At 70.7% G+C, this 12,210-nt stretch carries 8 protein-coding genes; all 8 read left to right on the forward strand.

The genetic code is table 11. The annotated features are described in order from the left end of the window. Positions 1–514 precede the first annotated feature (514 nt). The 8 genes from J7I94_RS14595 (at position 515) to J7I94_RS14630 (ending at position 11,993) form a co-directional block, all read left to right on the forward strand. The gene (locus tag J7I94_RS14595) at positions 515–1,141 is read left to right on the forward strand and encodes a hypothetical protein (protein ID WP_308114573.1); all 627 of its coding nucleotides are present in this window, start codon (positions 515–517) and stop codon (positions 1,139–1,141) included. A 37-nt stretch (positions 1,142–1,178) separates the two neighbouring features. Further along, on the forward strand, positions 1,179–4,073 hold the full coding sequence (locus tag J7I94_RS14600; protein ID WP_215167501.1) for a DEAD/DEAH box helicase: 2,895 nt from the start codon (positions 1,179–1,181) through the stop codon (positions 4,071–4,073). A 788-nt stretch (positions 4,074–4,861) separates the two neighbouring features. Continuing rightward, positions 4,862–5,140 carry a hypothetical protein gene (locus tag J7I94_RS14605; protein ID WP_215167502.1) on the forward strand — a complete coding sequence of 93 codons (279 nt, stop codon included), beginning with the start codon at positions 4,862–4,864 and terminating at the stop codon, positions 5,138–5,140. Next, positions 5,140–5,997: a Crp/Fnr family transcriptional regulator gene (locus J7I94_RS14610; RefSeq protein WP_251075159.1), complete on the forward strand. Its 858-nt coding sequence runs from the start codon at positions 5,140–5,142 to the stop codon at positions 5,995–5,997. The genes J7I94_RS14605 and J7I94_RS14610 overlap by 1 nt, the downstream gene beginning before the upstream one ends. Positions 5,998–6,526: 529 nt before the next feature. Beyond that, positions 6,527–7,921, forward strand: coding sequence for a DNA-binding protein (locus J7I94_RS14615; RefSeq protein WP_215167503.1), 1,395 nt, complete (start codon positions 6,527–6,529; stop codon positions 7,919–7,921). Positions 7,922–8,029: 108 nt separating this feature from the next. Further along, on the forward strand, positions 8,030–8,833 hold the full coding sequence (locus J7I94_RS14620; RefSeq protein WP_374198386.1) for a TnsA-like heteromeric transposase endonuclease subunit: 804 nt from the start codon (positions 8,030–8,032) through the stop codon (positions 8,831–8,833). Then, a complete protein-coding gene (locus J7I94_RS14625; protein ID WP_215167504.1) occupies positions 8,830–10,935 on the forward strand; it encodes a Mu transposase C-terminal domain-containing protein in 2,106 nt (701 codons plus the stop codon). Before J7I94_RS14620 ends, J7I94_RS14625 begins: the two co-directional genes overlap by 4 nt. 86 nt (positions 10,936–11,021) lie before the next feature. Beyond that, a complete protein-coding gene (locus J7I94_RS14630) occupies positions 11,022–11,993 on the forward strand; it encodes an ATP-binding protein (RefSeq protein WP_215167507.1) in 972 nt (323 codons plus the stop codon). Positions 11,994–12,210: the final 217 nt, after the last annotated feature.

Raw genomic sequence — 12,210 nt, forward strand, 5'->3', positions numbered from 1 at the left:
GCGGGTACCACATCGCTGCGCGATGTGCAAGGGGGGCGGTCGCTGCGCTCCCGCGGCCCGTGCGGAGCACGGGCGGATCCCTCCGCTGCGCTCCAGGATCCGGTGGGGCCGGCCGCTGCGCGACCGGCGCGGCGCGCGGTGCGCGCTCGCCCGCTGAGGGCATGTCAGGTGCGGCTAGTGGCACCTCTAGTTGGAGAGTTGGAAAGTCCTGCGGACTCCGGGCGGGTCCGCTGCGCTCCCCCGCCCAACGGTCCTTCCGGCTGCGCCTCCAGGACCGTTGGGGCCCGCTGACGCGGGCCGGGCTGGCTACGAGGGAGGGGGTCGCTCGTTCGTGTCGAGTTCTAGTGTAGCGGGTGCATCAGGTTGATGCACCATGTACCGTTGGCGGAAACACGGGACACCCCTCAACCACCTGGGAACCTCCCTGGAATTTCGAGAGGAACGACCGAAGATGACCGGTCACCACGAACCTACCGGACCTGATCCCGCGCTAAGCAGCGATTCTCTGCGCCGGGTGACGCAGTACCAGACGGCGGCCGTGAACGCCCGGCTGCGCGTGTTCGCGCTCCTGGAGGCGCAGGGCGTGCCCGCGAGCGAGGCGGACGACCTGGTGGCCGCGCTGGAGGCCGGAGCGGTCGCCGGGGCGCAGCTCCAGGTGGTGGAGCTGGACGGCATGGCGCCGCGCCCTTGTGGCCCTGAGTTCGAGGACGGCTGGGACAAGGGCGTGACGGCCGTGAGCGAGGCCCTGGTGGGCATCGCGGACCGGGAGTGGTCCCGGCGCGGCGGCCGGTCGGCGGGCGCCGCTGAACTGGCCGTACATATAGCGGACGTGAGGCAGCGTGAGCGGGCCGACCAGGTGCGGCTGGAGAGGTTCGTCTGGGAGTCCGTGCTGCCAGGCACGCACCCGCACACCACGGCGCGGCGCCGGGTGCTGGAGGCGCTGGGTGAGGCCGGCGGTCTGTGCACGGCTCGGACGCGGAACGCGGACGGGGACGTCGTGGTCTGCACGCTCGATGCCGGGCACTACGACCCGGACGACAAGCCACCCTTCAAGGACGGAAAGCCGGGCGGCTGGCACAAGGCGGATGCGTCGATCTGGAACGACCTGGGCGCGGCCTGCATTCCGCACGGGGCCATCTGAAAAACCACAGGAACTGACCGCTTGGGGAGGAAAGGAAATGTCAGCGATTCAGCTCAAGGAACACCAGGTAGATCAGCGCTCCGCGTTTCGCAGGTGGGTGGGATTCCCTGCAAGGTCATCTGTGCCCCCGCAGGGTGCCCGTGCCACGATCGTGTCAGCGACCGGATCGGGCAAGACGATCACGGCCGCCGCGTGCGCGCTGGAGAGCTTCGCGGACGACCGGATCCTCGTCACGGTCCCGACCCTGGACCTGCTCGCGCAGACCGCACAGGCGTGGCGCCTGGTGGGCCACCGGGCCCCGATGGTCGCGGTGTGCTCGCTGGAGAACGACGCGGTCCTGGGCGCGCTCGGGGTGCGCACCACCACCAACCCGATCCAGCTCGCCCTGTGGGCCGGACGCGGCCCCGTCGTCGTGTTCGCCACGTACGCCTCTCTGGTGGACCGCGAGGACCCGGAGGACCCGACGGGTCAGCGGAAGGTTCGCGGGCCGCTGGAGGCCGCTCTGGCGGGCGGGGAGCGCCTCTACGGGCAGCGCATGGACGGCTTCGACCTCGCCATCGTGGATGAGGCCCACGGAACCGCTGGTGATCTTGGTCGTCCGTGGGCGGCAATCCACGACAACCAGCGGATCCCCGCCGGCTTCCGGCTCTACCTGACCGCGACCCCGCGCATCCTCGCCGCTCCCCGGCCGCAGAAGGGCGCGGACGGCCAGGAGGTGGAGATCGCAACCATGGCCGACGACCCCAACGGCACCTACGGCGCGTGGATCGCCGAGCTCGGGCTCTCGGAGGCGATCGAGCGCGAGATCCTTGCCGGGTTCGAGATCGACGTGCTGGAGATCCGCGACCCCTCCCCCGTTCTCGGGGAGTCGGAGGAGACCCGGCGCGGCCGGCGTCTGGCGCTGCTGCAGACCGCGCTCCTGGAGCACGCCGCCGCGTACAACCTGCGTACGGTCATGACGTTCCACCAGAAGGTCGAGGAAGCCGCGGCGTTCGCGGAGAAGCTGCCGGAGACCGCGGCCGCGCTGTACGTCAACGACGCGACCGACGAGGACCTGGCCGCCGCCGACAAGCTGCCGAAGTCCTCCATCGACGCGGAGTTCTACGAGCTGGAGGCCGGCCGCCACGTACCGCCGGACCGGGTGTGGTCGGCGTGGCTGTGCGGCGACCACACCGTCGCCGAACGGCGCGAGAAGATCCGCCAGTTCGCCAACGGCATCAACGCGGCCGGGCGCCGGGTGCACCGCGCGTTCCTCGCCAGCGTTCGCGTTCTCGGTGAGGGCGTGGACATCACCGGCGAGCGGGGAGTCGACTCGATCTGCTTCGCGGACACCCGCGGCTCGCAGGTGGAGATCGTGCAGAACATCGGCCGGGCGCTCCGGCTCAACAAGGACGGCAGCACGAAGGTGGCCAGGATCATCGTGCCGGTGTTCCTGGAGGCGAACGAGGACCCGACCGACATGGTCGCCAGCGCCAGCTTCCGCCCCCTTGTAGCGGTCCTCCAGGGCCTGCGCTCGCATGACGAACGTCTGGTCGAACAGCTCGCCTCCCGCGCGCTCACCAGCGGCAAGCGCAAGGTCCACGTCCGGCGCGACGAAGAGGGGCGGATCGTCGGGGCCGGCGGCGAGGGCGACGGCGAGGACCAGGAGGACGACGACACCCAGGCCGCCGCCGAAGCGGCCCTGCTCCACTTCTCCAGCCCGCGCGACGCCGCGACCATCGCCGCGTTCCTGCGCACCCGGGTCTACCGGCCGGAGTCGCTGGTGTGGCTGGAGGGCTACCAGGCCCTGCTCCGGTGGCGGAAGGAGAACGAGATCACTGGCCTCTACGCCGTGCCCTACGACGTCGAGGTCGAAGTGGGGGCGACGAAGGCGTTTCCGCTTGGCCGATGGGTGCATCAGCAGCGGAAGGCGCTGCGGGCCGGGGAGCTGGAGGACCGGCGCAAGACGCTGCTGGACGCGCCGGAGGCCGGGATGGTCTGGGAGCCGGGCGAAGAGGCGTGGGAGAACAAGCTCGCCGCGCTCCGGTCCTACCACCGGGCCACCGGGCACCTCGCGCCGCGTCAGGACGCGGTGTGGGGCGAGGGCGAGGCGATGGTCCCGGTCGGCCAGCACATGGCCAACCTGCGCCGGAAGGGCGGTCTCGGGAAGGACCCGAAGCGGGCGGAGGAGCGCGCGAAGCAGCTGGCCGCGATCGACCGGGACTGGAACTGCCCCTGGCCGCTCAACTGGCAGCGCCACTACCGCGTCCTCGCCGACCTGGTCGACGCCGACGGCCACCTGCCCTACATCGCGCCGGGCGTCACCTTCGAGGGCGACGACATCGGAACGTGGCGGTGGCGGCAGCAGGAACCGGGCACCTGGGCGCAGCTCCTGCCCGAGCAGCGCGAGCGGCTGACCGCGCTGGGCGTACAGGGCGCCACCCTCCCCGTGACGGCCGCCGCCCCGGCGGAGCTCCTTCCGGCGCCGGCCGCCGCCCTCAAGAGGCTGAAGAAGGCCGGGAGCAAGGCCGAGGCGGCGTTCCAGCGGGGCCTGACCGCCCTCACCCAGTGGGTGGAGAAGGAGGGACAGCGGCCCGTCCCGCGCAGTGCAGTCGTGGAGATCACGGTCGATGGCGAGGCGGATCCGGTGCCCGTGCGGCTGGGGGTGTGGCTCTCGAACACCAAGTCGAGGCGGGACAAGCTCACCGTGGAGCAGCGCACTGCCCTCGCGGCGCTGGGCATGGACTGGGCAGGCGCGGTGCCGGCCATCGAGGCCGCTCCGGAGCCGTCCGCACCGCAGCCCGCGCCGTCGGCGGTCCCGAGGAAGCGGCCGGTGCGGGAACACCACGAGGAGTGTGACAAGGAGCTGTACGAAGGCGGGACCTGCACCTGCGACCTCATCGAGCGGTACGGACCGAATGCCGAGCGGGAGGGCTACGGGGACAACCTCTGACCCCTCCCTCGCGCCGTACGAGACCCCGAACCCGCCCACAGGGCCCGGGGTCTCGTGCGTCACCGCGCGGCGTTGCGGCGGGCCGCTGCGGGCGGCGTGGGATGGTGACCCGGACCTCCGCCAGGACGACACCGGTCAGGGGAGTGCTGGGGGGCGCTTGCTGTGGAAAGTGCGCCCCTGATGATGCTGTGAGGTGTGTTTCGGGCCACAGAGGATGTGGTCCTGGCGAGACGGTCGATTGTCAGACCCTGCCGGTATCCTGCGCGCGCCTTCCGTGCGCGGCGGCGCCTGGGGGCGTGGTTGCCGGTGATGAAACGACGAGTGGCGGCACTCTGCGTGCCGCCACTGCTGGGTCTGTGTGTCGCGCGCCGACTGCTGAGTTGTTGCAGGTCGGAGCTGTTTTTCTGGTCGGGGTCCCTGCGGGGCACCACCCCCACAGGGACCCCGACAAGCTGTCGCTGGACCGGCCATGGCACAACGTCAGCTCTGTTGAATCTAACGGGCTGCGCCGCAGATCCATTCCCTAAGGTCCGGGAGTGTTGAGTGTTACCCGGAAGTAATCCCCTACCTTAAGGGACTTTGGGTACGGGGATCGACGCCGCGGAATCGAGTCCTCAAATCCCTTCCCCAAGGGTGACGTTTCCGTAACGCGCGAGCCGTGCTATATCCTGCTGGATCAAGAGCGAGTCCCCTTTTCGGCCGTCCCCACACCAGTCGGCCCAGGCTCTCTCCGTGCACCTTTTCGCTGGACCGGCCAACTATTCGCACAACTTCAGAGGAAAAACGGAATGGACATTTCCATGGCTGCGGTCGTGATCGTTCTGGTCATGGCGGCAACCGCTGTACTCGTGGTCAAGATCCTTTCGTCCGCGCCCGCCCGTATCGCGGCGACCCTGGCGGCCGTCGCAGTCCTGTTCGCGGTCGTCCCCCGGATCCTGGACCCGCTCACGCCGCCGGCGGCGGACACCACCCAGACGGTGGCGCCCCGCGAGCTTGTAACCGCCCCCTCCGTCGAATCCGCCGTCACCGACCAGCCCGGGTCCCCCAGCGCGCGGGAGGGCTACTGATGGGATTCGGGGAAGGCTCGCTGGTCTTCGACGGCTCCGGCCTGGGCCGGACGATGCCCCGGCCTCGGTCCGGCACTCAGCACATGGTCCTGGGCAACTCGGTGTACACCTTCGACGAGGAGACCGGCCGGGTGGGGCACGGCTTGTCCGGCCACCGTGCCATGCGTGCGCTAATCGACCTCAACCCCTTCCTGTCCGAACTGAGTCGCAGGACGCGGCACGGCTTCACCAGCTCACTCGTTCCCCGGTCCAGCGGCCGTAACGCGCAGCTCAGAGGGTCTGCCAGCTCTGCGGTGCACATAGTGCTGTCGGGCTGCGTCTACGAGGAGTCCGCGTACGGCGAGGACGCGACGGTGCGTATCCACGGCACCGGGGCCGTCCTCGGCGTAGCCGAGATATTCGACCCCACCCTGCCCACGCCGACGGCGCGCTGCCTCAACCACACGATCACCCTCGCCGTACCGATCACCCGCATGCGCAGCCTGGCGGAGACGAGCACGAGTCTTACAGCCGCCCTGGGCAAGATGCTGGCCGACCAGATGGTCACCGGTGAGCGCATCTACAACCGTCGCAGCCTCCCCCCGGAGCAGCGGCTCGCCGGCCTCTTCGTACACCTCTTGGACCGCTGCGCCGTCCCGTGCGCCACGTACGGACGCATGCTGGAAGGCCCTTCACAGACCGACTTGGCCGACGCTCTCTCCGTCAGCCGCGCCACGATCGAGAGCGCCCTGGTGACCCTACGTCGCCTGGAACTCGTGACCACGGGCTACCGCCAGTACCGGTTTCCTGACGAACGTGAGCTCGTCTCGTTCGGCAAGGTCAGGACTCCCTACCAGACCGTGACCGGATCCGTGTAAGTCAAGTAGTCAACCATTCCCTCGCCCCCTTCCGGAATGCCTTTTCCGGAAGAGGGCTTCTTCATGTCCCGCCCCGTCCCGTCACTCCCATTCCCTTTTCGAACGCTCTGATCGATAATTAGCTTGACGTCGAGATAAACAGCCCCGTAAGTCAACTTAACTAAAACCCTTTACATCGCTAAATCCCTTCCGTCGGAATTAGCCAGAGTTCATCAGGATTGAGGCGAGGTGATTCATGTCACCCCATCATGGGCGACTGTTCCTTTTCATGCCGTTGCTACGACTTCAGCGAGGCTCCCGCCCCCTGGGAATGGAACAGCAGCCCCGAGCAGAGGCCCCCCGGCGCCACTGCGGACACCGACCCGTCATGTCCTTCCAGCACGCCCAGGCCGCCGGATGCAAGCAACCGCCCAGTCGAGCAGGCCGGTCGAGTCCGATGACTGGACGAACCGGTCCGCAGGTCGCGTCCAATACGCCCCGCTCAGCTGGAAAGTGCCCGAGCGGGACGGCAGCACGGCACTGTGATGGAGTGACCCATCACCCCGGCCTACTGCGTACCACCCCCCTACGGGGGGAGACGACTTCGTCGTTGATCTGCCGCATCGCCAGCCGCTACGGGATGGAAGCGAAGGTACTGCGGGCATGCTGGAAGTGGCGCAACTACCCGCCCGGGCACGGGGGCGGGGGTGCGCGGGCCGATGCCGAGGTGCTGCTGAACGCGGCCGGACGCCGTCTCCTGGCAGGCCTGTGCGGCGTCGAGGAAGGCGTGCTGGCGCGGGCGTTGCCGTCCTGGGGAGAAGAAGACGTCAAACTGCGTGCCGAGGATGGCGATCCGGTGGGGCTGTGGCGGATCGGTGGCGCGGTGGCCGGTCCAGTGGCGTTCGGCTGCCGGCTGTGTACGGCCCGGCGTACGGGGGCGGCGGTGCGGGTGGTGCGGTACGTGCCGAGGTGGGAGCGGGTGTGCGTGCGTCACAGGCGGTGGCTACTGGACGCCGACGGCGACCAGCCGCTGGAGCACCTGGATCTGCGGCATCTGCCGGAGGTGGTGGCGGCGGCGCGGCGGCGGGCGGGGGTGGCGCGGCGGGCGGTGCGGGCCGGTGCGGAGCCGGAGCGGGTGTTCGCGCTGGCGCGGGCGGTGGTGGCCCGGTGGTGGGAGCAGGCCTACGGCTGGGAGCGGGAGACGATCTGGCCGCGGCGCCTGCACTTGGTCGCGGGCGGGGACGCCGGTGGGGATCTGGAGAGGTGGCGGATCGTGGGGCGGGACGCGGTCGTCTTCCCGGAGGTGGTGTCGGTGGCCGACGCTTTGCTGGACCCGGGCATGGCGGAGCTGGTGTGGGTGGACAGCGGGGCCGGGCGGCCGCGGGCGCTGCCCGTGGACGGGTTGTTCTGCCGCAGGCTCGGTGAGCGGGTGGAACGGGGGTGGCTGGGGCCGCTGGCCGCGGCCGACCACGGCGGGCCGCTTCTGGCGTGGATGGGCAGCGTCATCCGCCTTCGCCGCGGTGCCGGCGGGCCGCCCGGGTACGACAACGACCCGTGGTGGCTGCGCCGTGAACACCAGGCCGCGACCATGGCCGGGCAGTTGCGGGTACTGGGCAAGGAGAAGAAGGCGCCCGGATCGGGGACAATGTGGCGGGCTGCGGTGCCCGCAGAACAGCGCAGGCTGATCACCAGCACACTCGACAACGTCCAGGAGCAGTTGCTGCAGCTGCGCGGGGTGCACAGCGGGCCGACCGCCGACGTCGCCCGGCGGCTGCTGCGCGGCCTCGGCCACAGCGCCGGCCTGATCGAGAACGCCTGGGAGCGGACCGCCCTGGCGGCGGTGAATGGCGGCGTGCCGCTTGAGGAGGTGGCCCGGTGGGTGGACATGCCCGTTGAGGTGCTCAGCCGAATGCTGACGGTGGACAGGCAGGAGAACGGCGGCTGACAGCCGACGCGCCGGGACAGGTCGGTTGATAGCTGATACGGCACTCGTTCGTGGCAGGAACACTGAAAACGGCGGTGTGTGTCGGCGGGAGCGGCTTGGCTGACGCGGGTGACCAGCGCAGAAGCAGCCCGGAGCCGGGCAGAGCGGGCGGCCGTGGGCCGCTTGGGCGGGTTCGAGGCGGTGTTCCTCGACCCGGTGGGGCAGACGGTGCAGCAGCGGTGGGCAGATGCCGCGATGACCGTGGCGTTCGAGGATCTGCCGCCTGTGTCGGCGTTCCCGGTGGTGCCGGGGCGCCGGTGGGGGCCGAGCCTGTGGTGGTCAGCGACCACCGGGAGGCACGTGGCCGCGGGGTCGAACGCGATGCGTATCCAGCTGATGGTCCTGGACCGCGACCCGGACGTGACGGGCCTGGCAGGGCGGCCGGTACGGCTGCTGTGGCGTGACCCTCGTGGACAGGTACGTTCCTGGGTGCCGCAGCTCTTCGCCCGGCGTACCGACGGCACCGCGCTGCTCGCCGACTGCCCCGGCCACCCCGCCGCGGGCGGGGAACGCGCGAGAAAGGGCGCCGAGGCGGTCGCGCAGGCGTGCGCGGACATCGGCTGGGCCTACCGGCGCCTGCTGCCCCTCGACGACGTCCTGGCCGCCAACCTGAAATGGCTGGCCGGCTACCGCCACCCCCGCAACGCCGGCCGCCCCGGTCTGACGGAGGCCGCCCTGGCGGCGTTCACGCGGCCACGGTCGCTGATCGAAGGCGCTGAAGCGGCCGGCGATCCGATCGAGGTCCTCCCCGCCGTCTTCCACGCTCTGTGGCACGGCCGGCTGACGACTGGTCTGGACACGCCGCTGCACGAACGCGTCCTCGTCGGCCCGCAGGGCTGGAGCGACCCGAGCAAGAAGGGAGGTGCCAGGTGAGCGCGCGGCGCAATGCCAGGCCGGCCGTGAAGGTCGGTGCTCACGTCCGCTTCCGTGACGTGAAGTGGCAGGTGGTCGCACTTTCCGGGCAGGACATCCACCTCCTCGGCCCGGACGGCGGCGGTGAGGTCGTGCTCGCCGGGCATCTGTTCGCCGACCCCGGTTTCGCCATCGTCGGGGCCGATGCGCCTCAGGCTGCACCGCAATGGGGGCTGTTCGAGACCGCCCCCGCCGCGGCGCGAGAGAAGGCGCTGGCCTGGCAGCGGCACGTGCGGGAAGTCGAATGCGGCCTGCCTGGCGGCCCTGGCAGCGAAGGGACGGTGCGGGAGCCGTACGACCCGGAGCGGCACACGCTGGCCGAACGCGAACAGGCCAAGGCCGAGGAGCTGACCGCGCTCGGCTTCGGCCGGGTCTCGCGCACCACGGTGCAGCGCATGCGGCTCGCCTACCGCAAACAAGGCCTGTGGGGACTCCTCGATCACCGCACCACCCGCGCCTCCAGCCCCACCGGGCGGGCCGACGAGCGGGTCGTCGCCGCCGTCCGCGAAGCGCTGCGCCGCCGCCGCGGCCGCTCCAAGGGCACCATCAACGGCCTGTTCCCCCTGATCAACCAGATCCTCCAGGACCGGCACGGCCCAGGCACGGTGCCCGCACCGTCCCAGGCCACGCTGTACCGGCTCGTCACCAACCTCGCCCGGCCCGGCGAACTGCCCTCCGGACCTGTGAGGCAGGTGCCCGCGAGCGTCGACGGGCGGGCCTTCACCCCCGCTACGGCCCTGCGGCCCGGCGAACAGGTCCAGGTCGACACCACCCGCCTGGACGTCCTCGCCCTCTTCGACGACGGCCGCCTGGCCCGGCCCGAACTCACCATCGCCGTCGACGTCGCCACCCGCGCCATCCTCGCCGCCGTGCTGTGCCCGAGCGCGACTAAAGCCGTCGACGCGGCGCTGCTGCTGGCGGAGATGGCCGTCCCCCACCCCGCCCGGCCGACCTGGCCCAACATCCTGCGCATGGACGACGCCCCCGCGCTCCCCCACCAGCGGCTGGCCGCGCTGGATGAGCGTCTGGCCGGCGCGGCGGCCCGGCCCGTCGCCCTGCCCGAGACGATCGTCGTCGATCGCGGCAAAGTCTTCGTCTCCGCCGCGTTCACCGCCGCCTGCGAACACCTCGGCATCAGCGTCCAGCCCGCCCCGCCCCACGCCCCCACCGCCAAAGGCATCGTGGAGCGGACCTTCGGCACCATCAACGCACTGTTCTGCCAGCACCTGCCCGGCTACACCGGCTCCGACGTCACCCGTCGCGGCCCCGACACCGAGAAAGACGCCTGCTACAGCGTCGCCCAACTGCAGGACCTGCTCGATGAGTGGCTGGTGCACTACCACCACCGCCCTCACGAAGGCCTGCGCCACCCTCTGATGCCCCGCAAAGCACTCACCCCGAACCAGATGTGGGCCGCACTCGTCGCCGTCGCCGGACACGTCCCCGTCCCGCTCACCGGCCGCGACTACCTCGAACTGCTCCCCGTGCGCTGGCAGGCCATCACCCCCGCCGGCATCACCATCAACCACCGCACCTACGACCACGATCTCCTCGCCCCCTACCGCGGCCAGGCATCCCCGGTCGCTGGCCGGGGCGGGAAATGGGAGATCCACTACAACCCCCATGACGTCCGCCAGATCTGGGTGCGTCTGCCTGACGGCGAGCTGACCGAAATCCCGTGGATCCACCGCGACCACGTCCACCAGCCGTTCAACGACCACACCTGGCAGCACATCCGCACCCACGCCCAGCACAGCACCCACGACGACAGCCAGCAACACGAAGCCGCCCTGGCCGACGCCCTCGACCAGCTCATGCGCCGCGTCCACAGCGGCCACGCCACCACCACCGAACAAGCCCTCCTCGCCCGCGCCACCACAACCCCGGTCCCCGCCGCACGGCCCCCGCACCCCGGCACCGGCCTCACCACCGGCGAGCCGGCGCAGCACGACGGCGACGACAGCATCGACGACCTCGACGACTTCCCCGACGACAACACCTATCCCGCCGCGGCCGCCGGATTCGGGCTCTACGACGCACACGAGGAAGCCGACAAGTGGTGAACACCCACCCCCGCCCAGCAGCGCAGAGCCCGAGCAGTGCACCCGCCGACGCAGACAGCGACGGTACGGTCGAGCCGTCCTGGCCTCTGACCACCTGGCAGGGCTGGCAGCGCTTCGCCACCACCGAGCCGTCCGCCCCGCCCCAGCCCGGCGACCCGCCCCGCAGCCGCGACGAACGCCTCGCCTACCACTCCGCGTTCGTCACCATCCGCACCCCCGCCATCGGCCAGCTCGCCACCCAGGTCCGCACCCTGATGATCCTCGGCCGCCACCAGCAGACCACCGCACGGCCCTCCCTCATCGTCACCGGACCCGCCGCAGCCGGGAAGACCACCGCCCTGCTGAACGTCGGCCGCACCTGCCACCTCGCCCACACTCGCAAAAACCCCACACCGCCCGGATCAGCGCACGCCGCAGCCCCCGTCGCCTACGTCCTGGTCCCGCCCGGCGCCACCGCGAAAACCCTCATCACCGAGTTCGCCCGCTACCTCGGCATCCCCGTCACCACCCGCATGACCCAGACCCAGATCACCGACGCCGTCTGCCACACCTACACCCAAGCCGGCGTCCAACTCGTCCTCATCGACGAAATCCACCGCCTCAACCCCCGCACCACCACCGGCGCCCAAACCGCCGACCTGTTGAAAGACCTCACCGAACGCCTGGCCGCCACGTTCGTCTACGCCGGCATCAACGTCACCGACACACCCCTGTTCAGCGGAACCCGCGGCGCCCAGCTCGCCGGCCGCGCCACCCTCATCACCTGCGGCCCCCTCCCCGCCCGCCACGGCACCCGCCACCCCTTCCGCGACGTCATCACCGACATCGAGAATGCCCTCGATCTCCACCACCACAAGCCCGGCACCCTCCCCCGGCACGCCCCCTACCTCCACCAGCGCACCGCCGGCCGCATCGGATCCCTCACCCGACTCATCCGCCAAGCCGCCATCACCGCCATCCACGACGGCACCGAACGCATCACCAAAACAACCCTCGACGCGGTACAGCTCGACTACCTCGCCGAAACCCACCACCGTCCCCGCACACGAGGCCGCTAGGGCCTGTCCTTTGGATCACGCCGCAGACGCGGGGTCTGGCACGCGCATCTGCGGCGTTGTCGTCACTCGCCGACTCCCCCACGCTCGGCTGCGCTCGCGCGGGGGGACCCCCATCGCGTCGACTCCCTCCTCCGCCTTGCAGCCGCACGCACCAGACCCCGCTCACCGGCATGGACAAGTCCCGCCGATGTCCCGCGTCCTGATCCAAACGACAGGC

This window comes from Streptomyces sp. ISL-12, from assembly GCF_018614415.1.
GTDB lineage: Bacteria > Actinomycetota > Actinomycetes > Streptomycetales > Streptomycetaceae > Streptomyces.